The organism is Litoribacter populi, assembly GCF_007483685.1.
Classification (GTDB): Bacteria; Bacteroidota; Bacteroidia; order Cytophagales; family Cyclobacteriaceae; genus Litoribacter; species Litoribacter populi.
Genome location: NZ_VMKN01000001.1, coordinates 3,075,642 through 3,098,132, shown reverse-complemented (window position 1 = coordinate 3,098,132; position 22,491 = coordinate 3,075,642). Strand labels below are relative to the sequence as shown.

Below are 22,491 nucleotides of genomic sequence, written 5' to 3'. Positions count from 1 at the left end.
TAATGAAGTGAATTGCAGGAAAGGATGAAGGATCCGGCAGCCTTCATCCCGCCCGTAAATAATTTCCTGCTGGGCGCGAAAATAGAACAATGACAACCCCGACAACAGTCCCGGGAGGCGCAGCCGACCCACGGGACCGACAACAATGACAACTTTTTACTCCTTATTCAACTTCCTATCCAACAAATACGACGCAATCAATGCTGTACCTGCAAAGGTAAAGATGGCGATGAAGTAAGCCTGGGGGAAGTCTTTGTTGAACTTGTAATCAGGATTTCTTTCAAGGTAGGTATTGAGCATCTGAGACTCGATGAAATATCCCGCCCATATACCCAAACCAATCGCTATAAAGACCAATCCAAACATCATCACTATAAAGTACCCATTCCTCCTTTTTCTATGCGGAGAGGTAAATAAGGATGCATCTGCTCCGGCTTGGATCAGTGCAAGCCTTTCGGCATTTCTGGTTTTGAAATAGTAAAAAAGGATTCCGAAAATAGTGGCAAAGGCCGAGATAAATACTAATGCTGCTTCCATAATTTTTAGGTTAGTTTTGTTAGCTTTGACCAAGCTGATCAAGGTAAGGTTACAGGGAAAAGCGGTTTTTTTAAAAATTTTGATCATGTTTTATTTTCATGATAAAAATTGTAACCTCATGCTTACAGGCATTGTCTAAGGATACAATGGTGCAAAAATACGATCATGAACACGTCCTTCATTTAAAACAGGAAATCCAGGCCGGAAGGCTGGAAGGGTTTGGTCTGTTGGTGAAGGATTTTCAATCGTATGTATATCAGATAGCCTTTAAGATTATCCGGACACAGGAAGAGGCAGAAGAGGTTACCCAGGATGTTTTCCTGAAGGTGTACCAAAAACTCCCTTTCTTCAAAGGGGAGTCCAAGTTTTCTACCTGGATTTATGCCATCGCCCATAATTTGGCCTTAAACCGATTGGCTCAACTCAACAGGCGGGTAGAAAATGAGAGGAGCTGGGTGATGGAGCAAAATGGGGAGGAGTTGACCGTGGATTGGAAGGATTTGGAGTGGAAAGATAGGCGAAAGTTCATTGATCAGGCCATTGAATGCCTCGGGCAGGATGATCAGTTGGTGGTTACGCTGTTTTATATGCACGAACAACAGTTGCCCGAAATAGCCATCATCATGGACAGTAACGTTAATGCTGTCAAGGTCAAGCTCCATAGGGCTAGGAAAAAATTGGAATCAGCCTTGAGGGGGATTTTACAAAATGAATTGAGGACATTATGAGGAATTTGCAAGAGGAGGAACTGAAAAGATATTTCAAGGAGACGGATAGCCTTCAAAAAGACCTATCAGGTGCCGTCATGACCAAAATCCTGGAACAGCAGCAGCCGGTAGCGGTGAAAGTAAAATCTGTGAATATGCCGAACTGGATTGTCTTTATGCTAGTGGTGATTTTTGGAGGAGGCCTTACCTATATATTATTATCCAGTCAGCTAACCTGGAAATTAGATTCTCTAAAAATCAGCCTTCCCAGCCTTGACTTCCTATCAATAGATCCCGTGATCCCGATTGCTTTTATGGCTGTCTGTATGGCGTTTTGGGTGTTGATTTGGATTGAGGGGAGGAATAAAGGGTATGTGAAGTAGTTTCGTGCCCGCCTGCCAACGCAAGGCCGGCAGGGTTGTCCTCCCAAAGCGAAGCTTCGGGATTGTTGTCTCGGTCCCGCGGCCCTGGATTGTCAGGGTTGTCATTGTTCTATGCAGTGTGCAGCCGTAAATAAAATTTCCTGCTGGGCGCGGAACTAGAACAACGACAACCACGACAACAGTCCCGGGAAGGCGCAGCCGACCCACGGGACGGACAACAGCGAAGCGGACAACAACGAGGTAATGGAGAATTAGGAATGAGGAATTAAATAATGAATGATGAACACTGAATGATGCTTGCCCTCCGTGGTGGGAATAGTGAAGTGGATGAAGATTGGATCCGGCAGCCTCCATCCCGCCCGTAAATAATTTCCTGCTGGGCGCGAAAATAGAACAATGACAACCCCGACAACAGTCCCTGGAAGGCGCAGCCGACCCACGGGGCGGACAACAGCGAAGCGGACAACTCCGATACTAAAAATGCCCCCGGATCTCGGAGGCTTTGGGAATTACATTCTGTGTTGGGTTCTTTCCACACCGTAGTAGTGGTGGATTTCGTTGACGAACTCCGTTTGCGGACCCATTGGGGGATTGTCGGTATCGTAACCCGGGGCGTTTTCAAGTTTGTCTTTGTCTACGTCCAGGGTGATTACATCCTCACCGGAACTTGAAGCTCTGGTAAAGGAAAGTGCTCTCCATGGAATGGCAAAATACTTACTATCCATGTTCAAAAAGCCAGTGTTCACCTTCAGGACAGCATAAGCTACCTCCCCGGTTTCACTGTAAAACATCATATGGTCAATTGACCCTACGCTTTCGTCCTGCAAGTTTCTCACATCGGTGCCTACTACATTCGAACTAGAAACCATCACTTTTGGGTTTGGATTTGAAGTGTCCATGAATTTTTTTGGTTTGTGGTTTATAATAGTTAAAGTTGTCTATAGAACAGGTCAGCACTTTAATTGTTTAACCATTATTCGGACATCCGTCATCCGACATCCGTCATCGGTCATCGGACATCCAACATCATAACCTTTAAAACTTTTGATAAAAAACCTACCATCCAGACTTCTATCCAATCCCACCCTCTTGCTGAGCGGGCTTATATGCACTGTGTTCCTTTTGCTTGCTGGGTTTCAGCGTGAGGAACTGCAAAAGATGTTGGGTGCCAGCACAGAGGTTGTTCTTACATGGTTTGGGGGATTTTATCTTGTCTTGGGTTTGCTCACCGTTCTGGTTCTCCTGATATTGGCTTTTTCGCCCTTGGGGAAAGTAAGGTTTGGTTCCGATAAACCCGCATACTCCTGGTTTTCCTGGATAGCCATGATGTACAGCACGGGGATGGGGGCGGGGCTGCTGCTCAGGGCAGTGCAGGAACCGGCATTTTATTTCCAACATCCAGCCCGCGAAGTTGATTATTCACTTGAGGTTTTCTCACTTCAATATACCTTTTTTCACTGGGGCCTCACACCCTGGGGATTTTATACAATGTTTGGGCTCATTGTGGGTTACCAGCTTTTTAGTGAAAAGAAAACTATATTAAGTTCTTCCATTTTAGGGGAGAGGTTTCAAAAACCGGTTTTTACCGCACCCATTGATAGCGTGACTGTGATCAGTACCATGCTGGGAGTGGTGGCTGCCCTGGGGCTGGGGAGCAGACAGGTGCTGGAGGGAATGGCGTTTATGGGAGGAATTGCGCCTTTTGCCGCCCAGTCGGCCGCATGGGTGGTACTGATTATAGGAGTTGTGGCTGGAATTTCAGCCTATTTAGGGGTGAGCAAAGGTATTCGGGTAATCTCAAATTTAAATATAGGCATTGCCCTTCTCCTTATGCTTTTTACCCTTGTGGTGGGAGATGTGCCCTTAATTTTTAGTAATCTTTTTACTTCCCTTTATGAATATCTAAAAGGGTTCTTTCACATGAGTTTGAATATGGGGGAATATAAAGTTGGAAGGCCTTTTCTCAAAAACTGGACGTATTTCTATTGGGCGTTTTGGTTGGCCTGGGCGCCGTTTACCGGGGTATTTATCGCCAGAATCAGCAAGGGGCGATCTATACGGGGGTTTATTTTGGGCGCATTGTTGATACCTTCACTGGGCACCTTCCTCTGGTTTTCGGTATTTGGAAGCTCTGCTTTTCAGCTTTTGGGAAATGGGCAGTTGCAGGGAGATGAATTCGATTCCCTCTACACGGCCATTTTCAGGTTTTTCGGGTTTTTGCCCCTTTCAGAATTGACGGGATGGGTGTCCCTGTTTTTGGTATGCACCTTTCTGGTAACCTCAGTGGATTCGGCCATTTTTGTCTTGGGCATGTTTACGGATCAGGGTCGGGAGGAACCGAAAAAGTCCTTGCGGATTTTCTGGGCCATAGTCCTGGTGGCCGTCACGGTGGCCATCATCCTGCTGGGTAAGGAGGAACTTCTAAATGCAGTGGGCAATCTGTTAATCTTATTTGCTCTGCCGTTTAGCTTTTTGTTTCTGGGGATGATGGGGTATTTTTTGGTAAAGCGGTTAAGACGAGAACAACTCCCCCTTTGAAAGCCTGTTCCGATAAGCGGAGCGGTTCGGGAGGGGCAGGGGGGATGTGATAAATGAATTTATTTACATCTAGACATCCCCCTAACCCCCTTCAAAGGGGGAATAGATCACGTTCAAAAAAAGTCGCACAAAGAACCGAATTCCTTAGTGCGACTTCTTTTTGAACTCTTCGACGTTGTGAACTAATTATTTTAAAATTGGCCGCAAAGGCCCAAAGACACGAAGGAATTAAACTTAGGGCCCGTGTCTTCGTGGCTAAAAATTTGATTTGCCGAGAAGTTTCAAAAGAAAAAAAGCCGCCCCAATCCTGGAACGGCTCTTAAACTTTAAACCTTAAACGCTCCGCAGGAGCCATAAACTTACTTCAATTCTTTTATCGGATTGAACTCGTCGATCATTACGCCATGGCGAACTTTGAATTCAACCGTGTTGGCAATTTCACGGCGGTTAAGTTTTTCAAACTGCTGTCTGCCGGCTGGGGAGGTGCCGGTGATTGCCGTGATGGCGGTACGAAGCATTACTTCATTAACATCGCCGAACTGACGGAAAATCTCACCACCTTCGCTTACCTCAATATCAGGTAGGAAGCCATTTCCATACTCGCTGCAGAAACTTTTGAATATTGTAGGCATTAATGCTCAATTATCGATAGAATCAGATATGTATTACTTAAAATTGGTAATACAGTAGGTGCAACTACTAATATTTCCATTTTTCAAGGTTTTTCCACGTAATCTTGGGAAAGTCAAAAAAAAATGTAGTTTAACAACTTAAATATTTCTAATATAACCTAAAAAAGATGGAAAAATCTATTTATTTGCTAGTTTTTATTTTGTTTTTAAATTCATCTTATTGTATTGCACAACAAGATGAATTTAAAACAAGTGGTGGTTTAAAATCCGAAATTTTTACCCAGCCAGATCTTCCTCCTGATATTCTATCCACTACAATTGGTGTCCATTATGGGGTAAGTGTATACTTAAATGAGTTTGGTTTTATAACTGCAGTCCCGTCATTAGAATTAGACCCATTTATCCAAAATATTCAGAGACAAGGGATGTTGATATCCAGTTTTTTGGAAGTATCTATTTCTAATATTACATATCAGACTGCTTTAAGACAGATAGTTATACAATATACTTTGGAAATAGTAGGAAGGGATATACATCGTCCTGAGTGGGTTAGAACATTTAAATATGTTGATCAAAATATAATTGTGAATTTCTAAACAAAAAAATATTGTATATAAGTTTAAAATTATCTTAACCCTATCTTTTAGAACGAGGTTAAGATAATTTTATGATACAACTACATGTTATATTTTTTTAATAAAAATCCATGTAATCGATCATTTTTCCTTGACGAATTTTATAATCCAGTGAGCTGCCAACATCCAACCTGTTCAGCTTCTCATATCTTGCGTTGGTTGAAAGGCCAGTGATTTGTTGAATTGCAGTTCGAAGGAGGATTTCATCTCTATTGCCAAATGGTAACAACCTTTCTTCTCCCTCTGAAACCTTAACATTTGGCTCAAAGCCATTTGCATAATCGGATTGGTCAAGGCTGTTAAAGCTTTGAGAGATTATTGGCATTAAGGCATAATTATGATTGTCTTCATCATCAATAACAATAGAACCAACATTTTTACCAACAGTTTGTTCTCCAATTATAATTACTTCCATATAAGGCCTTAAACTATTAATAACTAATTCACTCGCTGAAGCTGTTCGGCGACTAGTTAAAATATAAACTCTGTTGGCAAATAGTTGGGGTCCAATATTTTCTGCTTTATTAATAAATTTTCTTTGATCATTTTGGTATGCTGGAAAACTCATAATAAAGCTATTATATTTTGTTTTTGAAAACACATCATTAGAAGTAACCCCAGTGCCAATTAAGCTAGCTAAATTTACAGCACTACTAACATAGCCACCACCATTGTACCGGAAATCAATTATTAGATGGTTAATTCCTGCCGTTTTGAACCTTCCAAATATTTCATCCATATAAGAATCATAGACAGTACTTTCTCGGTCATTCTGTGGATTAGGATTTGGTGCGAAAAAATGATAAACGAAATAACCTATTTTATCATTATTAACTGTGAAAACTGTATCCATGAAATTTGGATTTTCTTCAACCCTTGCAACCTCCATTTGAAGATCTGGTTTCTGAATAAATCTATCTTCCTCATTATCATATCTAAAATAGGATATAGTATGGGGATTTCTCATATCTCGAAGTAAATTTCTATAATTAGAGCGACTTATTTCTTGACCATTAATTCCCGCAATAACATCACCTCTTTGCAAGTCTTTTCCCATAGCGGGGCTGTTCTTTTTAATATAAATAACTTCAGCTATTACTTGCTCTGGTGTATTGGTTGTATAAAGAGCAAATTCATAGCCTGCCTCCGTTGCTACGCCTCCTAGGCCATCTTGAAGCTCTTGAGTGCTTTCATATATAGCAGAATGACGATCTGTGGGTTTATACAGCAAAGTATCGAAATAAAGTTTTGGGTCCGACTCAATACTTATGGCTGGTTGTAAATTTTCTAACCAATAATAAACTTCCTCCATTACCTCTTGAGTCCATTGATTGATTTTGATGTTAGGGTTTTCCTCTACCGGCGGGTCGTCCTGCACCACAGGTTTTTCCTCTTCTCTACACGAGGCTAGCATCAGCACGGCCATTAGGGGTAGAAAAAAGAAATGTTTTAGGGCAATTGGTTTCTTTTTCATACTGAAATTATATTGGGGTAAAGTAGAAACAGTTTATGCTTTATTTTTATAATCCTATTTCTTGCCAAACTGTTCATTGTAGTCAGAAAAATAAGAAAAAAAGTCTGAAAACCATAAAAAAAAGACGGAAGGTGGGGATTAGTTTAGAAGGTTATTTTGCCTGCGGCAAGGGTTAGGAGTTTAGAGATGAAGGTTGCCATTCGTTTTATTTAAGGTATTGATGGTCACCTTGACGTGAATGCTTGGTTGTCCCGAGGCTTCGCCTCGGGACGGAGGAAATGGAGGCTTTGCCTCCCCAAACGTAAATCCCCGCGTCGCCTCGCGCTAAACCTCTAAGCCTCCCGCTGCGCGTCAGCGCCGGGAAATAAACTCCTAAACCGAGTATTGTCTCAGAGAGACGTGCTAAGATTAAAATCCGAAGTCTTACTATCCAGTACCTTGCCTTTATCGCATTTGAGGACCCTATAGGGATGTTTCTTTAGCAACTCATGGTTGTGGGTGGCCATCAGGATGGCGGTGCCCTGTTTGTTGATGTCCTGAAAGAGCTGGAAAATGCCGTCTGCCACTTCAGGATCAAGATTACCTGTAGGCTCATCGGCAAGCAGTATGTTCGGCTCGTTCAGCAATGCCCGTGCGATTACCACTCTCTGTTGCTCGCCACCAGAAAGCTGGTGAGGCATCTTAGAGGCTGCTCCTCCCAAACCTACCCGCATTAGCACTTCGGCCATCCGGGTTTTCATCTTGGCCTTGTCTTTCCAGCCAGTTGCCTTCATGACAAACATAAGGTTGTCAGAGACACTTCTGTCTGTGAAAAGCTGAAAATCCTGAAAGACGATCCCGATCTTACGACGCAAATAGGGGATGTCCTTAGTCTTAATTTTCTCTACATCGTACCCGGCCACCTGTGCTTGGCCCATCTGAAGAGGAAGGTCGGCATACAGCGTTTTGAGCAAGGAGCTCTTGCCGCTGCCTGTACGGCCTATTAGAAACACAAATTCGTATTTTTCAATGCTAAAATTCACATCCTGCAGGATAGCATTAATTCCCTGAAAAATGCAGGCATCTTTTGCGCTTACTATGGGGTCGCTGTTAAACATGCTTAAAGCTCAAGTTTTTGGAGTTTGCCAAATGGCAACTCTTTGATCAATTCTTCCAAGGCCTCTTCTTTACCTTCCCAGCCAAACTTCTCCATGTTCTTTAGAGGCCGGTCGGCGCGGAAATATGCCACCAACACAAAGTTCTCATCCCGGATCTGGATGTAGTCAGGAATCTTGGCCTTGCCTTTTACTTTAATAATATACATGGATTAAGATTAGGTATAATAGTTTCGAAATTTAAACAAAAGGGAGTGGTATAAAAATTTTTTAATTAAAAAGAACTCCTACGGTTCAATTGTCAAGGTTTTTAAGAATATACCATGCCAAACAACCCGCTCATATAATTGTTAAATTATATTAACCTTAAACCTACAAGATTATGGGCTTAGAACTGATTATTTTCTTCGTATTGCTAATCCTTGCCATATTCATATGGATTGGCTATCAGAAAAAGAAAAAAATGGCCGATGAAGGAAGGCCTGATGAAAATTTGAACAAGTCCTCAAAACCTGCTAATGAAACCGATCGACGAAAAGATCGGAGAGGAGAGAGGTAAATTAAGTACGAAATACGAAGGATGAGAAGGTAAAAGGTAAGAAGTGAGAGGTGAAAAGTGAGAGTAAGCGATCCCACTTCTAACTTTTTACTTCTCACTTCTCACTTTTCTTCGTACTTCCAACCTCGTACTTCGTACCTCGTACTTCGTACCTCGTACTTCGTACCTCGTACTTCGTACCTCGTACTTCGTACCTCGTACTTCGTACCTCGTACTTCTTACTTTCCTGCTGCCTTTGCGTGATCGGCAAGGAATGTTGCCAAACCGGAATCAGTCAAAGGGTGCTTCAACAAACCGGTGATAACTTTGAGTGGGCAAGTAACCACGTCAGCTCCGATTTCAGCACATTTTACCAAGTGCATGGTATGTCTGATAGAGGCAGCCAATACTTCTGTTCCGTATCCTTGTGTTTGGTAGATATGAACAATCTGCTGGATCAGCTCAAGGCCGTCATATGAAATGTCATCCAATCTTCCGATGAATGGAGAAAGATAAGTTGCGCCTGCTTTGGCGGCAAGGATTGCCTGACCTGCAGAAAACACGAGGGTACAGTTGGTACGGATACCTTCGCTTTTGAAATATTTTAGTGCCTTGACACCGTCCTTGATCATAGGGACTTTGACGACAATTTTGTCGTCAATCTTGGCCAGTTCCGTGCCTTCCGCGATGATTTTGTCGAATTCGGTAGCGATCACTTCTGCGCTCACTTTGTCATCTACGATATCGCAAATCGCCTTGTAGTGGTTTCTTACGTTATCATCTCCGGTGATGCCTTCTTTGGCCATCAAGGAAGGGTTGGTAGTTACGCCATCCAAAACGCCCAAGTCATAGGCTTCACGGATTTCGTCCAAATTAGCGGTGTCAATAAAGAATTTCATGTATTCGAAATGTTTTTGAGTTAAGGCCGTAAAGGTAGTGAGTTTTTGTTAGAAATGCTGTGGTGGTTTAAGGGTTTAACGTCCCGAAGCGCATAACTGCGTTATATGCGCTTCGGGACTGTTTAAGGGATTAACGGATTAAAAGATTAAGGAGCTTCGCCATGGGATGACTGGTTGGTTTAGAGGGTTATTTCCCGGCGCTGACGCGCGGCGGGAGGGTTAGAGGTTTAGGGATGAAGGCTGCCGATTGCATTTTTTTTGACGTCGCTTGATGTTTTTTAACCATCCGTAAGTACGAAATACGAGGTGCGAAGTACGAAGGAAGGAGCTGGGAATAAGGCTTAAAGGGCTGAAGAAAACCATTGTCCTAGAAATACTTGGTACATGGAATAGGTAAGTACGAAATACGAGGTACGAAGTACGAAGGAAGGAACTGAGAATAAGGTTAAAGGGCTGAAGAAAACCATTGTCCTAGAAATACTTGGTACATAGTACCTGGTACTTAGTACAATAAAAAAGAATGATGAATAATGAAGGCCGAATGATGAATAATGAAGTTGGGGAGCCCACTTAAACCTTTAATCCAGGCCGCAGGCCGATTAAACTTTAAACAAAAAAGTAAGCGGCATCGCACCGCTACGACCGCCTACCCTTGCTTCCTTCCGGACCTGGGGGATTGAGCGGGAGCTGGTCGTGCCGCTTGAGTACAAAGGTAGGTAAAAAGGCTTCTATTCCAAACCATAGGGCGAAAATAACTTCAGGCTTCCAACTAACGTATTATAAATCAAGGCCAAAAAAGTGGCAAAAAAATTGTTAGTTATGTTAATATGAAAAATCTACTCATTCTTCTCAGCTTTGTCACCCTGATGACCTCCTGTGCCATCTTCGCCCAACGTGATGAATTTAGACTGGGCATGTCCGAAAACCAGTTCCTGCGCAGAAACCCCCAAGCTGTCATCAGTAAACTTGATGGCGACACCAAGATATACAGGGTGCAAAGAGATGAACGCTTTTATGTGCTGGCCACCTTTGTGAATGCTGAATTGACCGATGTGGAAGAAAGAGAAATCACCCCCATGTGGCAACGGGAGAATCAACCTCCACAGAACTAGGTATTCAAGCCAGGCCTTTTAAATGAAGGTTGAATTCTAAAGGACTACAAGCCTCAAATTCATCCTCAGCTAAATCCTCAAGCACTTCATCATCAAACTCCATTTCGGTTTTTTCTACCTTGCCGTCAGGGTGGATGATGAGTTCGGTGCCTGTCCAATCGCCAGGATTGACTTTTACCAAGACCTTATAATCGTCAAAACTTCTCTTAAAGTACTGGGAAAGTGGTTGTGACATTTTATTTTGTTTTTTTATGTAAATAATTTCAGTAAATTTAAAAGGTTTTCTACATTTGCCTTAACTATTGTTCATATGTTTTTAAATCAGACTCAATATTGGTGGCATCATCATCTGCTTTCGAAAGAAGGAGACCGGCATGCTATTCCCAATAGTATTTGAGTAATTAATGATATTATACCATTAAGGGCTTGCTGGAATCCAGTAAGCCCTTTTTTGTTTTGTTTCCATCCCAATATGAAAAAAATACAAATACACACCCGTTACAAAAAAATGCTTGCCGACACCCTGACTCCGGTAAGTCTATACTTACAGGTCCGGGACAGGTATTCCAACCCCATCCTGCTGGAAAGCTCCGACTACCATGGACAGGAAAACAGTTACTCCTACATCTGTTTTGACCCCCTGGCTTCCTTTTCTTTTTCCGATGGAAAAGTGACAGAAAGATTACCCAAGGATGAAAAAATAACCTCTGAGCTGGGACCTGGTGAACGGCTGATGGATAAGCTCAGGGAGTTTTCGGGAAAGTTTGAGGCCGAAAATCTAGATTTCAAATTCATCAGTAACGGACTTTTTGGCTATTCCCAATACGATGCGGTTAGCCAATTTGAGGACATCAACCTCCAAAACCCACAACCCTCCAATATCCCCACTCTTCATTATGCCGTCTACCGCTTTGTAATAGTGGTCAACCATTTCAAGAACGAACTTTACATTTTTGAGCATTCCGTAAACGGACAAGAGAGCAGGATTCCTGAGATTGAGCGTCTATTGGAAAGCCGGAATGTTCCTTCCTATAAGTTCCGCTTGGAGGGTGAGGAGTATAGTAACTATACCGATGCCGAGTTTTTGGAAATTCTTAAAAGCGGAAGGGAGCATTGCTTCAGAGGAGACGTCTTCCAAATTGTACTTTCTCGGATGTTTAAATCAGCATTCAAAGGTGATGAATTCAACGTTTACAGAGCATTGAGGTCAATTAACCCCTCCCCGTATCTATTCTATTTTGATTATGGTTCTAACAAAGTGTTCGGCAGCTCTCCCGAAGCCCAGATTGTGGTGAAGGGCAGCACGGCGACTATTTACCCTATCGCTGGAACTTTTAAAAGAACAGGCAATGACCAAGCTGACGCTGAACTGGCACGCAAGCTTTATGATGACCCTAAGGAAAACTCAGAGCATGTGATGTTGGTAGATTTGGCCAGAAACGATTTGAGCAGGAGTTCGGAAGAGGTAAAAGTGGAGGTCTTCAAGGAGATCCAATATTATTCCCACGTGATACATTTGGTTTCAAAGGTGACTGGAAGGCTTCCTGAGGGAGCCAACCCTCTGCAATTGGTGGCCGACACATTTCCCGCCGGGACTCTTTCCGGAGCCCCCAAGTACAAAGCCATGCAGCTGATTGACCAACTGGAAAACACCAGCCGGAAATTCTACGGAGGCGCGATTGGCTTCTTAGGCTTTAATGGAGATTTCAATCATGCTATCTTGATCAGGTCTTTTGTGTCTGAAAACAACCATCTGCGCTATCAGGCCGGAGCCGGAGTGGTGGCCAAATCCTCTATTGAAAGTGAACTTCAAGAGGTGAGCAACAAATTGGAAGCATTGAGAATGGCCCTTAAAATGGCCGAAGAAGTATAAACTATGAAATTACTGGTACTAGATAATTACGATTCCTTCACCTACAACTTGGTCTACATCCTTCGGGAATTGGGTCTGAGCCCTCAGATGGATGTATTTAGGAATGATAAGATCAAACTGAAAGATGTGGAAGCTTATGATAAAATCCTGCTTTCCCCAGGTCCTGGTATTCCTTCAGAGGCTGGGATCATGCCTGAATTGATTAAACAATATGCTTCAACAAAAGATATCCTTGGGGTGTGTTTGGGACATCAGGCAATTGGTGAAGCATTTGGGGCCTCCCTGACCAATCTTTCGGAAGTAGTCCATGGTGTGGCTTCGGAGGTAAGGGTACAGGAGGACAGTTTGTTTGAGGGTTTGCCTCAGCGATTCAAAATAGGTAGATACCATAGCTGGGTCATCGATGAGTCCACTTTGCCCCCTGAACTGGAAGTAATAGCCAAGACTCCAGATGGACAAGTGATGGGTGTCAGGCATAAAGAACTTAAGGTCCGTGGCGTCCAGTTTCACCCGGAGAGTATCATGACGGAATGGGGGAAGGAATTGATGGGGAATTGGGTTAGGTGTACTATGTACTAAGTACAAAGTACTAAGTTAGAGCTATATTGAAAAACGCATTTATTTACTTAGTACATAGTACCTAGTACTTTGTACAATATTTAAAAAACCATGAAACAAATACTGAATCAACTTTTTGAGCATAGGACTTTGTCGAAGGAGCAGGCGAGGGATGTGTTGAAGAACATCACCAGTGGGGTGTATAATCCCAGCCAGATGGCGGCATTCATGACTGTTTATCTGATGAGAAGTATTACTGTAGAGGAACTCATGGGTTTCCGGGAGGCCATGCTGGAGCTATGCAACCCGGTGGACTTGAATGGGTATGATGCAATCGACCTTTGTGGAACGGGTGGGGATGGAAAGGATACTTTTAATATATCCACGCTTTCTTCTTTTATCGTGGCGGCTTGCGGTCAGCCCGTAGCCAAACATGGAAATACGGGGGTCAGCTCCATTTGCGGTTCTTCTAATTTGCTGTCCTACTTCGGTTACGAGTTTACTTCTGATCAGGGACTTTTGAGAAAAAATCTTGATGAGGCAGGAATTTGCTTTCTTCATGCCCCATTGTTTCACCCTGCCATGAAAAACGTGGGACCCATCCGAAAGGAGCTAGGCGTGAAGACATTTTTCAACATGCTGGGCCCCATGGTCAATCCCAGCTTTCCCAAGAAACAGTTGGTAGGAGTATTCAGTTTGGAACTAGCCAGATTGTATGGCTACCTGTATCAAAATAATCAGGTGCAGTTTAGCGTGCTACATGCTCTGGACGGCTACGATGAGGTTTCTCTCACCGGAGACTTCAAGGTGATCTCAAACCGTGGCGAGGAGGTTTTGGCTCCTGAAGATCTGGGATTTGAAAAGCTAGACCCGGTAAGCATCAAGGGTGGTGACACGATCGAGGAATCAGCCAAAATCTTTGAAAGCATTTTGAAAGGGAAAGGGACAAAAGAACAAAACGCAGTAGTAATAGCCAATTCTTCGTTGGCGTTGATGACAGCAAATCCCAAACTATCAAAGGGGGAGGCGGTGGATAAAGCTTTGGAAGCCTTGAAAAGCGGAAAGGCACTGCAATCCTTCAAAAATCTGATCACACCCAAAACAAATGTCACATTGGCCTAAACTTATTTACTATGAATATATTAGATAAAATAATACTACATAAAAAGAAGGAAGTCGAGGAGCGCAAAAGCCTGGTTCCTGTTAAATTTCTGGAGCAGAGCATCTTTTTTCCGAACCAAGTGGTTTCTATGAAAAAATATGTTCAGAATCCTGAAAAAACAGGAATCATCGCGGAATTCAAGCGTAAATCTCCCTCCAAGGGCATAATCAACGACACCGCTCAGGTGGAAGGTACTAGCATAGGTTATATGCAAGCAGGTGCCTCCGGGCTATCCATTTTGACCGATACTGAGTTTTTTGGTGGAAAAAACGACGATCTGACATTGGCTAGAAAATTCAATTTCTGTCCAATTCTTAGAAAGGATTTTGTGATTGATGAATACCAGTTGATTGAAGCAAAGGCCATCGGAGCTGACTGTATTTTGCTTATTGCTGCTGCTTTGGAGCCAGAAAGGTTGAAAAGCCTTGCTGCTACGGCTAAATCTTTGGGTCTGGAAGTGCTGATGGAAGTGCATGATGCCGAGGAACTGGATAGGTCACTTTGTGATGATTTGGATTTAGTAGGTGTAAATAACAGAAGTCTCAAAACATTTGAAGTTTCGGTTGAGAATTCTCTGTCCCTGGTAGGGGCTATCCCGGATAATTTTGTAAAGATTTCAGAAAGCGGAATTTCGGACCCTGAGGTAATACTTCAGCTTAAGAATACCGGTTTTGATGGCTTCCTGATTGGAGAAAACTTTATGAAGGCGGCCAATCCACCAGATGCGGCCTATCAATTTATGAAACAGTACAGACGCTTATTAAAAAACCAAACCATAGCAAAATGATAATAAAAGTTTGTGGATTGAGGGATATTGAAAATGTAAATAGTTTGCTGGAGAACTGCAGTCCGGATCTGTTGGGGATGATTTTTTATTCCAAGTCACCCCGATTTATAGGGGATACAGTGCATAAAAACAACCTTTTCAGTTCCCATGCTCAAAAACGCATCGGGGTTTTTGTAGACAGTCCTTTTTCAGAAATATTGAAGAAGGTGCAGGAGTTCGAGTTGGACGGTGTACAGCTTCACGGTAATGAAGGGGCTGATTTTGTTAAAAACATCAAGGAGGCCTTGGATGTGACGGTCATTAAGGTTTTCCGTATTGGGAAAACACTTGATTTGGAAGTTTTGAGGCCATTTGAAGGGTTGGCTGAATACTTTCTCTTTGATACTGAGACGAGCTCTTTTGGGGGGTCGGGTGAAAGATTTGATTGGCAGCTTTTGGAAGGGTATGACCTCCAGACTCCCTATTTGTTGAGTGGGGGTATTTCAGCCGAGGATGCTGAGGAGCTGGTTGATTTTCAAAAGCGGAATCCCAAAATGGCCGGTATTGACATCAATTCCAGGTTTGAATTGGAGCCAGGCATCAAGGATGTGGACATGGTAAAGACATTTATGGAAAAACTTACAGGATACGAGAATGAAGATTGAGGTAGATAAAAACGGCTTTTACGGGAAATTTGGCGGAGCTTATATACCCGAGATGCTTTATCCCAACATCGAGGAATTGAAGGAAAAATATTTGGGGATAATTGAGGATGAGGATTTTAAAAAGAAATTCAGCGAGCTACTCAGAGACTATGTGGGAAGGCCGACGCCCCTATATTTTGCCGCTAGGTTATCAGAGAAATATAAAGCGAAAATCTACCTCAAACGGGAGGATCTTTGCCATACTGGCGCCCATAAGGTAAATAACACCATCGGGCAGATTCTTTTGGCCCAAAAGCTAGGTAAAAAAAGAATCATTGCAGAGACCGGAGCGGGACAACATGGTGTGGCCACTGCTACCGTTTGTGCCCTTATGGGGATGGAGTGTACCGTCTACATGGGTGAGGTGGATATGGAAAGACAGAAGCCAAACGTAGAGCGGATGAAACTTCTCGGGGCAACTGTAGTTCCTGCAACTTCGGGCAGCAAAACCCTAAAGGATGCTACCAATGAAGCCATGCGCCAATGGATCAATAATCCTGTGGATACGCATTATATCATTGGCTCGGTAGTAGGACCGCACCCATACCCTGAAATGGTGGCGAGGTTTCAGTCTGTGATCAGTGAGGAGATCAAAATCCAACTTAAAGAAAAAGAAGGAAGAGAAAACCCAGACATCGTCATCGCCTGCGTAGGTGGTGGGAGTAATGCAGCTGGGGCATTTTATCATTATTACAATTCACCTGATGTCAGACTTGTGGCTGCCGAAGCTGCTGGTTTGGGTATCAGCAGCGGAAAGTCTGCCGCTACTACTGTGCTTGGTAAACTTGGGATTCTGCATGGTAGCAGGACTTTGCTGATGCAGACGGAGGATGGGCAGGTGGTGGAACCGCACTCCATTTCAGCAGGCTTGGATTACCCTGGTATTGGTCCCGTTCACGCCCATCTTTTTGATGTGGGAAGGGGAGAGTTTGTGGCTGTAGAAGATAAGGACGCGATGAAGGCAGGTGTAGAGCTAAGCAAGCTTGAGGGAATCATCCCCGCCATCGAATCCGCCCACGCCATACACGCCCTCAACCAGATTAAATACGGCCCCGATGACGTTATCGTGATCAATCTTTCCGGCAGGGGGGATAAGGATTTGGAGACGTATATTAAGTGGGGGGAGTACTAAGTACGAAGTACTGCTTCATGGCGAGATGAAGGTGGCTTGTACGCGGCAAAATGGTAGAATAGAAACGCAAAATGCTAGTAAAAGGCCAAAATTATATAAGAAAACAGTGAATGATGCAATGTACATAGTACATAGTACTTAGTACCCAAAAAGATGAATGATGAAGACTTCGAGAATAGACCACCTTTTTAAAGACAAGCAGGAAAACATCCTTGCTATATACTTTACAGCCGGATATCCAGAGTTGGAGGATACGGTGCCGGTGATGGAGGCGATAGAGGAAGGTGGGGCAGATATAATTGAGGTGGGGATGCCTTTTTCCGACCCGGTGGCTGATGGGCCGACTATACAGGAGAGCAATAAGATCGCCTTGGACAATGGCATGTCGCTGAAAAAGCTTTTTGAGCAACTGGCTAAAATGAGAGAAACTGTCACCCTTCCGGTAATCCTGATGGGGTATCTGAATCCCATTATCCAGTATGGAGTGGAAGAGTTTTGTAAAAAATGCCAAGAGGTTGGCGTGGATGGACTCATACTGCCTGACCTGCCTATGCAGCAGTATTTGGAGGAGTATAAGGATATTTTTTCCCAATATGGGTTGAAAAACACATTTTTGATCTCTCCACAAACAAGTGAGGAGAGAATAAAAGCCATAGACCAGAACTCGGACGGGTTTATCTATATGGTTTCTTCTCACAGTATCACGGGCGCTAAATCCGGGATTTCTGAGGAACAGGAAAGGTATTTTGAAAGAGTGGCGGAACTGGGCATACAGAATCCAAGGCTTATCGGTTTTGGAATCAGTGACCATGAGTCATTTGGCAAAGCTTCCAAACATGCGCATGGAGCAATTATAGGGAGTGCTTTTATCAAAGTGTTGAACAATGCTGACAGGGCCAACCTAAAAAGGGACATCGGCAATTTTATCAAAGGAATAAAAAACGGAGAATATGATTATACAAGTAAAGCCTGACATCTCGGACTCCCAGAAGGATAAAATTATCCTGGAGGCCAATCAGAGCGGCTATAAAATAACCGAGGTTAAAACGCAGCTTTCAACCTACCTCATCGGCATTGGTAAAGCCAATTTTGACATCCGCAAACTTGGACTGCAGGAGGGTATCCAGGATATCCATATCGTATCTGACGATTATAAGTTGGTGTCCAAAAAATGGAAGGCCAAGCCTACTTCCATCGACCTTGGCGACGGTGTGCGAATCAAGGACGGGGATATGGCGCTAATGGCCGGACCTTGTTCCATCGAAACAGAAGAGCAGATAGTTAAAACCATTGAGCACCTGAAAGCCTGCGGGATACAGATCATGCGTGGAGGGGTTTACAAACCCAGAAGCAGCCCGTATGCATTTAGAGGTTTAGGCATCGATGGGCTTAAACTTTGGTATCAACATGCCAAGGCAGCGGGTATCAAAATAGTGACTGAGGTGATGCAGGTTTCCCAGATCGAGGAAATGTATGATTACGTGGACATCTACCAAGTAGGGGCTAGAAACACACAGAATTTCAACTTGCTTGACGAACTCGGTCGTGTAGATAAGGCCGTGATGATCAAAAGGGGGATTTCAGGGACTATTGAGGAGCTGTTGCAGTCGGCTGAGTATGTTTTTTCAGGAGGTAATGAAAAGCTGATCCTTTGCGAACGTGGGATCAGGACCTATGAGAAAGCCAGCCGAAATACCTTAGACCTGAACGCTGTTCCTATCTTAAAACACAAATCTCATCTTCCTGTGGTAGTGGATCCATCTCATGGTATCGGAATTCGGCAGTTTGTTCCCCAAATGGCCTTGGCAGGGGTGATGTGTGGTGCAGATGGGATTATCTTCGAAACTCACGAGACTCCGGACCTAGCCTACTCTGATGGACAGCAAACCTTGGATTTTGACCAGAGCACGAAACTGGTGAAGCAGGTTAAGGAGGCGTTTGAATTGAGGAAGTCGTTTTTGTAAATGGTTGTCCGCTGCGCTGTTGTCACCCGTAGCCCCGCTTCGCAGGGACGGGTTTGTTGTCAAGTTGTCATTGTTCTATTCGGGGTTGTACGGGGAGGGATGAAGGTGGCTATTGTGGTCCCTGCCTCAGCTCACCCTTAAGTAATTTTCCTGCTGGGCGCCAAGGTAGAACAATGAAAACCCTGACAACAGTCCCGGGAAGGCGCAGCCGACCCACGGGGCGGACAACAGCGAAGCGGACAACCCCGCATCAAAAAGCTTGCATAAATAGCAATATCTTCTTACTTTAGGGACATGAATCAGACCTATCACAGCTATAGCCATCATCATACTTCCTTTTGGGGATGAATGTTTGCTATTGCCTGTGAGTAATAATATCAAGCCTAATCCCTCATTGCATGGATTGGGCTTTTTTTATTTAAACTTAGCTATTGGATGAACGTTGAATTAATATGAACATAAACCCAATTAAGAAATGACTGCAAAACCGAAAGACTGGGTCTTTACCGACCCGAGGTTACAAGACATGAGGCAGGAATACGATGCCTACACGGAGGAGGATTTTGAGGTATGGAGGATTCTTTATGAAAGACAGATTGTCAACCTTCCTAAGGCCGCTTCCAAGGCATATCTGGAGGGTATAAAGGAAATCAACTTCACCGCCGACAAGATTGCTAATTTTGAGGAGGCCAACCAAAGACTCGCCAAATCCACCGGTTGGGCCATCCAAGTGGTGCCTGGTCTGATTGACGATGACCTTTTCTTTGGATTATTGAACAACAGACGCTTTCCTTCATCTACCTGGATGAGGAAAATGGAGCAGTTGGATTACCTGGAGGAGCCGGATATGTTTCATGATGCTTTTGCGCATATGCCACTTTTGACCAACCAGCCATACGTGGATTTTTTGGAGAAATTGAGTGGGATAGCATTGAAGCACATCGATGACCCTTGGGCCATACAGCTTCTATCCAGAATTTATTGGTTTACCATCGAATTTGGTTTGATCCGGGAAAACGGGGAACTGAGAATTTACGGTGCTGGAATCCTGAGCTCAGCAGGTGAGACCAAGTTTAGTCTTTCCGATGAGCCGGCTCATTATGAGTACGACGTTGAAAAAATCATGAGCACAGCCTATTGGAAAGATAAATTCCAGGACAAATACTTCATCATAGAAGGATACGAGCAGCTATATGAGTCTTTGCCAGAGATTGAGCGTGTCCTAGAAAAAATGCTCGCCGAAACCCCTGAAGAAGAAAGAAAGTTTTAAGCGCAAACGCTTAATGTCTGGAGAACCTCGGAATGAAGACAATTTCGAGGTTCTTTTGGTAAGGGAATTAACCGCAAAGACGCAGAGAGGCGCAGAGAGAAATTTGACTAATTTTGCGAAAGGGAATATAACCCGGTTTAAATAAAAAATAAGGTTAAAAAGGTACCAGAAAGCGGTAAAACTTTCGATGTACTTGGTACCTGGTACTTCGTACTTAGTACCCATAAAAATTTTCTAAAATAAATGAAAGTAGCAATAATAAAATACAACGCCGGTAACGTAAGATCGGTGCTGTATGCGTTGGAGAGGCTGGGGGTGGAGGCTGTTCTGACAGATGATTTTGAGACCATCCAGAAAGCCGACAAGGTGATCTTTCCCGGTCAGGGGGAAGCAAGTTCGGCGATGAAATATTTGAAGCAAAGAAATCTCGACCAACTTATCAAGGACCTCAAACAGCCCTTTTTCGGTGTTTGCCTAGGGCAACAACTGCTCTGTGAACATACAGAGGAAAATGACACCGAATGCTTAGGGATTTTCCCGATCAAGGTGAAGAAGTTTCCTGCTTTTGAAAAGGTCCCTCACGTGGGCTGGAACTCCCTGGAAAACATGGATTCACCACTGTTTAAGGGATTGGATGAGGAGCCTTATACCTATTACGTGCATAGCTATTATGCCGAACTTTCCCCATATACCATTGCCACAACCCATTACATGCATGACTTTACGGCCTTGATACACAAGGAAAACTTCTACGCCATTCAGGCTCACCCGGAAAAAAGCGGAAAAGTGGGAGAAACAATTTTGAAAAACTTTTTAGCACTTTAATTTATTATAATGGAAATCATTCCTGCTATTGATGTCATCGGAGGCAAGTGCGTGCGCTTGACCCAAGGTGACTATAGCCAACAGAAAACCTATCACGATTCCCCATTGGAAATGGCCAAGAGATTTGAACAGGCCGGTATCCGCAGACTTCACCTTGTGGACCTTGATGGGGCCAAGCAAAAACAGATCGTCAACAAACAAGTTTTGGAAGACATTGTCCAAAACACTTCATTGAAGGTGGACTTTGGTGGAGGGGTCCAGTCTGATGAGGACATTGCAATGGCCTTCAAAGCTGGGGCAAGTCAAATTACCGGTGGCAGTGTAGCTATCCGCAAACCAGACCTTTTTGACCGTTGGATTCAAAAATACGGAGCAGAGAAAATCATTCTAGGTGCCGATGCCAAGAATCGCAAAATCGCCATTGGTGGCTGGGAGGAAAGCACGGAACTGGATGTGGTGGAGTTTATCGCAATGTATAAAGAAAAGGGACTGAGCTATGTGATTTGCACAGATGTGGCCAAGGACGGTTTGCTGCAAGGCCCTTCATTGGAGCTTTATGCGGAGATTTTGAAAGAAGTGCCAGGAATAAAGCTGATTGCCAGTGGTGGGGTTTCCAATTTGGGAGATCTGGAAAAATTGGCCGAATTGGGCGTTTGGGGTGCAATAGTCGGAAAAGCTTATTATGAAGGAAGGGTGACGTTGGAGGAGCTTGCGGCTTTTGGGAAGGAATGAAGGATAGAGAATGATGCCTGTTCGCCGTGGCGGGAATTCGTAATGAAGAATGATGAATGAAGAATGATGAATAATGAAGTGGACATATGTTGACTAAAAGGATAATACCCTGCCTGGATATCAAGGAAGGCAGGACGGTAAAGGGGGTAAATTTTGTGGAGTTGAAAGACGCCGGGGATCCGGTCGAATTGGCAAAGATCTACTCCGAGGAGGGAGCCGATGAACTGGTTTTCCTTGACATCACTGCTACCGTGGACAAGCGAAAAACTTTGGTGGAACTGGTAGAAAAAGTAGCGAAGGCCATTAATATACCTTTCACCGTGGGTGGAGGGGTGAGTACTGTGGAGGATGTGAAGGTGCTTTTGGGCGCCGGAGCGGATAAAATCAGCATCAACTCAGCCGCTGTGAAAAATCCGGGAATCATAGATGAAATGGCTGCTGAATTTGGGAGCCAGTGTATCATTGTAGCTATTGATACAAAAAATATGGACGGGATAGATTTTGTGCATACCCATGGAGGGCGAAAACCCACCATTTTGAAAACACAATCCTGGGCTCAGGAGGTTTCGGATAGAGGAGCCGGAGAAATCCTGTTGACCTCAATGGATCATGATGGTACCAAGAATGGTTTTGCTAATGAGATCACAAGCGAACTTTCCTCTATGTTACCAATTCCGATAATCGCTTCCGGTGGGGCAGGAAAGATGATCCATTTCTGGGATACCTTTACAGCAGGTAAGGCTGATGCGGCTTTAGCTGCGAGCATCTTTCACTTTAAGGAGATTGGTATACCGGAATTGAAGGAGTATTTGGATGGTAGGGGAGTGAGCGTCAGGCGGACCCTTTAACACCCACTACTTCATCATTCGGCGTTCATCATTCGCTATTCATTATTCGATGAATTCAATTATGAATGATGAATAATGAATAATGAATTATGAAGTGTACTTAGTACC

The 22,491-nt window shown here is 43.7% G+C and carries 26 protein-coding genes and 1 other RNA gene; 18 read left to right on the top strand and 9 right to left on the bottom strand.

Annotation, left to right across the window (positions count from 1 at the left end):
- Nucleotides 1-156: 156 nt before the first annotated feature.
- On the bottom strand, nucleotides 157-624 hold the full coding sequence (locus FPL27_RS13465; RefSeq protein ID WP_143961582.1) for a DUF6249 domain-containing protein: 468 nt from the start codon (nucleotides 622-624) through the stop codon (nucleotides 157-159).
- Nucleotides 625-635: 11 nt separating this feature from the next.
- Between FPL27_RS13465 and FPL27_RS13460 the strand changes: the two genes are divergently transcribed.
- Both FPL27_RS13460 and FPL27_RS13455 read left to right on the top strand, forming a co-directional pair.
- On the top strand, nucleotides 636-1,265 hold the full coding sequence (locus tag FPL27_RS13460) for an RNA polymerase sigma factor (protein ID WP_143961581.1): 630 nt from the start codon (nucleotides 636-638) through the stop codon (nucleotides 1,263-1,265).
- Nucleotides 1,262-1,627, top strand: coding sequence for a hypothetical protein (locus tag FPL27_RS13455; protein ID WP_143961580.1), 366 nt, complete (start codon nucleotides 1,262-1,264; stop codon nucleotides 1,625-1,627). Before FPL27_RS13460 ends, FPL27_RS13455 begins: the two co-directional genes overlap by 4 nt.
- 509 nt (nucleotides 1,628-2,136) lie before the next feature.
- Here the strand turns inward: FPL27_RS13455 and FPL27_RS13450 are convergent.
- Nucleotides 2,137-2,526 carry a PRC-barrel domain-containing protein gene (locus FPL27_RS13450; protein WP_143961579.1) on the bottom strand — a complete coding sequence of 130 codons (390 nt, stop codon included), beginning with the start codon at nucleotides 2,524-2,526 and terminating at the stop codon, nucleotides 2,137-2,139.
- 145 nt (nucleotides 2,527-2,671) lie between these two features.
- On the opposite strand from FPL27_RS13450, the gene FPL27_RS13445 reads away from it, so the two are divergent.
- Nucleotides 2,672-4,165, top strand: a complete 1,494-nt coding sequence (locus tag FPL27_RS13445; RefSeq protein WP_235893438.1) for a BCCT family transporter — start codon at nucleotides 2,672-2,674, stop codon at nucleotides 4,163-4,165.
- A 359-nt stretch (nucleotides 4,166-4,524) separates the two neighbouring features.
- Here the strand turns inward: FPL27_RS13445 and FPL27_RS13440 are convergent, their stop codons facing one another.
- Complete coding sequence (locus FPL27_RS13440) at nucleotides 4,525-4,797, bottom strand: hypothetical protein (protein ID WP_143961578.1); 273 nt, start codon at nucleotides 4,795-4,797, stop codon at nucleotides 4,525-4,527.
- Nucleotides 4,798-4,964: 167 nt separating this feature from the next.
- On the opposite strand from FPL27_RS13440, the gene FPL27_RS13435 reads away from it, so the two are divergent.
- A complete protein-coding gene (locus tag FPL27_RS13435) occupies nucleotides 4,965-5,393 on the top strand; it encodes a hypothetical protein (RefSeq protein ID WP_143961577.1) in 429 nt (142 codons plus the stop codon).
- A 97-nt stretch (nucleotides 5,394-5,490) separates the two neighbouring features.
- Here the strand turns inward: FPL27_RS13435 and FPL27_RS13430 are convergent, their stop codons facing one another.
- From FPL27_RS13430 to FPL27_RS13420, 3 genes are all read right to left on the bottom strand, one after another.
- On the bottom strand, nucleotides 5,491-6,906 hold the full coding sequence (locus tag FPL27_RS13430; RefSeq protein WP_143961576.1) for a S41 family peptidase: 1,416 nt from the start codon (nucleotides 6,904-6,906) through the stop codon (nucleotides 5,491-5,493).
- Nucleotides 6,907-7,295: 389 nt separating this feature from the next.
- Entirely contained in the window at nucleotides 7,296-8,003 is a 708-nt protein-coding gene (locus FPL27_RS13425) for a cell division ATP-binding protein FtsE (protein WP_143961575.1), read from the bottom strand.
- Between the two features lie 2 nt (nucleotides 8,004-8,005).
- Nucleotides 8,006-8,209 carry a fructose-6-phosphate aldolase gene (locus FPL27_RS13420; RefSeq protein WP_143961574.1) on the bottom strand — a complete coding sequence of 68 codons (204 nt, stop codon included), beginning with the start codon at nucleotides 8,207-8,209 and terminating at the stop codon, nucleotides 8,006-8,008.
- 173 nt (nucleotides 8,210-8,382) lie between these two features.
- Between FPL27_RS13420 and FPL27_RS19835 the strand changes: the two genes are divergently transcribed.
- Nucleotides 8,383-8,559: a hypothetical protein gene (locus FPL27_RS19835; protein ID WP_185974375.1), complete on the top strand. Its 177-nt coding sequence runs from the start codon at nucleotides 8,383-8,385 to the stop codon at nucleotides 8,557-8,559.
- Between the two features lie 218 nt (nucleotides 8,560-8,777).
- Here the strand turns inward: FPL27_RS19835 and fsa are convergent, their stop codons facing one another.
- Both fsa and ffs read right to left on the bottom strand, forming a co-directional pair.
- Nucleotides 8,778-9,437, bottom strand: coding sequence for a fructose-6-phosphate aldolase (fsa, locus tag FPL27_RS13415; RefSeq protein WP_143961573.1), 660 nt, complete (start codon nucleotides 9,435-9,437; stop codon nucleotides 8,778-8,780).
- A 614-nt stretch (nucleotides 9,438-10,051) separates the two neighbouring features.
- An RNA gene (gene ffs, locus FPL27_RS13410) (signal recognition particle sRNA small type) lies at nucleotides 10,052-10,142 on the bottom strand.
- Between the two features lie 122 nt (nucleotides 10,143-10,264).
- Between ffs and FPL27_RS13405 the strand changes: the two genes are divergently transcribed.
- Nucleotides 10,265-10,549 (top strand): hypothetical protein, encoded by a 285-nt coding sequence (locus tag FPL27_RS13405; RefSeq protein ID WP_143961572.1) that lies wholly within the window; start codon nucleotides 10,265-10,267, stop codon nucleotides 10,547-10,549.
- 4 nt (nucleotides 10,550-10,553) lie between these two features.
- Here FPL27_RS13405 and FPL27_RS13400 read toward each other — a convergent pair whose 3' ends face one another.
- The gene (locus FPL27_RS13400) at nucleotides 10,554-10,784 is read right to left on the bottom strand and encodes a hypothetical protein (protein WP_143961571.1); all 231 of its coding nucleotides are present in this window, start codon (nucleotides 10,782-10,784) and stop codon (nucleotides 10,554-10,556) included.
- A 237-nt stretch (nucleotides 10,785-11,021) separates the two neighbouring features.
- Between FPL27_RS13400 and FPL27_RS13395 the strand changes: the two genes are divergently transcribed.
- The 12 genes from FPL27_RS13395 (at nucleotide 11,022) to hisF (ending at nucleotide 22,383) form a co-directional block, all read left to right on the top strand.
- Entirely contained in the window at nucleotides 11,022-12,422 is a 1,401-nt protein-coding gene (locus tag FPL27_RS13395; protein WP_143961570.1) for an anthranilate synthase component I family protein, read from the top strand.
- A gap of 3 nt (nucleotides 12,423-12,425) precedes the next feature.
- On the top strand, nucleotides 12,426-13,001 hold the full coding sequence (locus FPL27_RS13390) for an anthranilate synthase component II (protein ID WP_143961569.1): 576 nt from the start codon (nucleotides 12,426-12,428) through the stop codon (nucleotides 12,999-13,001).
- A gap of 90 nt (nucleotides 13,002-13,091) precedes the next feature.
- On the top strand, nucleotides 13,092-14,102 hold the full coding sequence (trpD, locus tag FPL27_RS13385) for an anthranilate phosphoribosyltransferase (RefSeq protein ID WP_143961568.1): 1,011 nt from the start codon (nucleotides 13,092-13,094) through the stop codon (nucleotides 14,100-14,102).
- Nucleotides 14,103-14,113: 11 nt separating this feature from the next.
- Nucleotides 14,114-14,929 (top strand): indole-3-glycerol phosphate synthase TrpC, encoded by an 816-nt coding sequence (trpC, locus tag FPL27_RS13380; protein ID WP_143961567.1) that lies wholly within the window; start codon nucleotides 14,114-14,116, stop codon nucleotides 14,927-14,929.
- Nucleotides 14,926-15,573, top strand: coding sequence for a phosphoribosylanthranilate isomerase (locus tag FPL27_RS13375; protein ID WP_143961566.1), 648 nt, complete (start codon nucleotides 14,926-14,928; stop codon nucleotides 15,571-15,573). The genes trpC and FPL27_RS13375 overlap by 4 nt, the downstream gene beginning before the upstream one ends.
- Entirely contained in the window at nucleotides 15,563-16,744 is a 1,182-nt protein-coding gene (trpB, locus tag FPL27_RS13370) for a tryptophan synthase subunit beta (RefSeq protein ID WP_143961565.1), read from the top strand. The genes FPL27_RS13375 and trpB overlap by 11 nt, the downstream gene beginning before the upstream one ends.
- Nucleotides 16,745-16,901: 157 nt before the next feature.
- Nucleotides 16,902-17,717 (top strand): tryptophan synthase subunit alpha, encoded by an 816-nt coding sequence (gene trpA, locus FPL27_RS13365; RefSeq protein ID WP_235893437.1) that lies wholly within the window; start codon nucleotides 16,902-16,904, stop codon nucleotides 17,715-17,717.
- Entirely contained in the window at nucleotides 17,695-18,708 is a 1,014-nt protein-coding gene (gene aroF / locus FPL27_RS13360) for a 3-deoxy-7-phosphoheptulonate synthase (RefSeq protein ID WP_143961564.1), read from the top strand. The genes trpA and aroF overlap by 23 nt, the downstream gene beginning before the upstream one ends.
- A gap of 475 nt (nucleotides 18,709-19,183) precedes the next feature.
- Nucleotides 19,184-19,978 (top strand): phenylalanine 4-monooxygenase, encoded by a 795-nt coding sequence (locus FPL27_RS13355; RefSeq protein ID WP_143961563.1) that lies wholly within the window; start codon nucleotides 19,184-19,186, stop codon nucleotides 19,976-19,978.
- A gap of 243 nt (nucleotides 19,979-20,221) precedes the next feature.
- Nucleotides 20,222-20,803 (top strand): imidazole glycerol phosphate synthase subunit HisH, encoded by a 582-nt coding sequence (gene hisH / locus FPL27_RS13350; RefSeq protein ID WP_143961562.1) that lies wholly within the window; start codon nucleotides 20,222-20,224, stop codon nucleotides 20,801-20,803.
- A 9-nt stretch (nucleotides 20,804-20,812) separates the two neighbouring features.
- On the top strand, nucleotides 20,813-21,535 hold the full coding sequence (gene hisA, locus FPL27_RS13345; protein ID WP_143961561.1) for a 1-(5-phosphoribosyl)-5-[(5-phosphoribosylamino)methylideneamino]imidazole-4-carboxamide isomerase: 723 nt from the start codon (nucleotides 20,813-20,815) through the stop codon (nucleotides 21,533-21,535).
- An 86-nt stretch (nucleotides 21,536-21,621) separates the two neighbouring features.
- Entirely contained in the window at nucleotides 21,622-22,383 is a 762-nt protein-coding gene (gene hisF / locus FPL27_RS13340) for an imidazole glycerol phosphate synthase subunit HisF (RefSeq protein ID WP_143961560.1), read from the top strand.
- The last annotated feature ends 108 nt before the right edge of the window (nucleotides 22,384-22,491 follow it).

Coding starts and splice junctions, on each gene's coding strand:
- FPL27_RS13355 (WP_143961563.1), top strand. CDS start 19,184: ATGACTGCAAAACCGAAAGACTGGGTCTTTACCGACCCGAGGTTACAA.
- FPL27_RS13420 (WP_143961574.1), bottom strand. CDS start 8,209: ATGTATATTATTAAAGTAAAAGGCAAGGCCAAGATTCCTGACTACATC.
- FPL27_RS13405 (WP_143961572.1), top strand. CDS start 10,265: ATGAAAAATCTACTCATTCTTCTCAGCTTTGTCACCCTGATGACCTCC.
- FPL27_RS13430 (WP_143961576.1), bottom strand. CDS start 6,906: ATGAAAAAGAAACCAATTGCCCTAAAACATTTCTTTTTTCTACCCCTA.
- hisH (WP_143961562.1), top strand. CDS start 20,222: ATGAAAGTAGCAATAATAAAATACAACGCCGGTAACGTAAGATCGGTG.
- aroF (WP_143961564.1), top strand. CDS start 17,695: ATGATTATACAAGTAAAGCCTGACATCTCGGACTCCCAGAAGGATAAA.
- hisA (WP_143961561.1), top strand. CDS start 20,813: ATGGAAATCATTCCTGCTATTGATGTCATCGGAGGCAAGTGCGTGCGC.
- hisF (WP_143961560.1), top strand. CDS start 21,622: ATGTTGACTAAAAGGATAATACCCTGCCTGGATATCAAGGAAGGCAGG.
- FPL27_RS13465 (WP_143961582.1), bottom strand. CDS start 624: ATGATCAAAATTTTTAAAAAAACCGCTTTTCCCTGTAACCTTACCTTG.
- FPL27_RS13390 (WP_143961569.1), top strand. CDS start 12,426: ATGAAATTACTGGTACTAGATAATTACGATTCCTTCACCTACAACTTG.
- trpA (WP_235893437.1), top strand. CDS start 16,902: ATGATGAAGACTTCGAGAATAGACCACCTTTTTAAAGACAAGCAGGAA.
- trpD (WP_143961568.1), top strand. CDS start 13,092: ATGAAACAAATACTGAATCAACTTTTTGAGCATAGGACTTTGTCGAAG.
- FPL27_RS13460 (WP_143961581.1), top strand. CDS start 636: ATGATAAAAATTGTAACCTCATGCTTACAGGCATTGTCTAAGGATACA.
- FPL27_RS13425 (WP_143961575.1), bottom strand. CDS start 8,003: ATGTTTAACAGCGACCCCATAGTAAGCGCAAAAGATGCCTGCATTTTT.
- fsa (WP_143961573.1), bottom strand. CDS start 9,437: ATGAAATTCTTTATTGACACCGCTAATTTGGACGAAATCCGTGAAGCC.
- FPL27_RS19835 (WP_185974375.1), top strand. CDS start 8,383: ATGGGCTTAGAACTGATTATTTTCTTCGTATTGCTAATCCTTGCCATA.
- FPL27_RS13455 (WP_143961580.1), top strand. CDS start 1,262: ATGAGGAATTTGCAAGAGGAGGAACTGAAAAGATATTTCAAGGAGACG.
- FPL27_RS13440 (WP_143961578.1), bottom strand. CDS start 4,797: ATGCCTACAATATTCAAAAGTTTCTGCAGCGAGTATGGAAATGGCTTC.
- FPL27_RS13450 (WP_143961579.1), bottom strand. CDS start 2,526: ATGGACACTTCAAATCCAAACCCAAAAGTGATGGTTTCTAGTTCGAAT.
- FPL27_RS13395 (WP_143961570.1), top strand. CDS start 11,022: ATGAAAAAAATACAAATACACACCCGTTACAAAAAAATGCTTGCCGAC.
- trpC (WP_143961567.1), top strand. CDS start 14,114: ATGAATATATTAGATAAAATAATACTACATAAAAAGAAGGAAGTCGAG.
- FPL27_RS13375 (WP_143961566.1), top strand. CDS start 14,926: ATGATAATAAAAGTTTGTGGATTGAGGGATATTGAAAATGTAAATAGT.
- FPL27_RS13400 (WP_143961571.1), bottom strand. CDS start 10,784: ATGTCACAACCACTTTCCCAGTACTTTAAGAGAAGTTTTGACGATTAT.
- trpB (WP_143961565.1), top strand. CDS start 15,563: ATGAAGATTGAGGTAGATAAAAACGGCTTTTACGGGAAATTTGGCGGA.
- FPL27_RS13435 (WP_143961577.1), top strand. CDS start 4,965: ATGGAAAAATCTATTTATTTGCTAGTTTTTATTTTGTTTTTAAATTCA.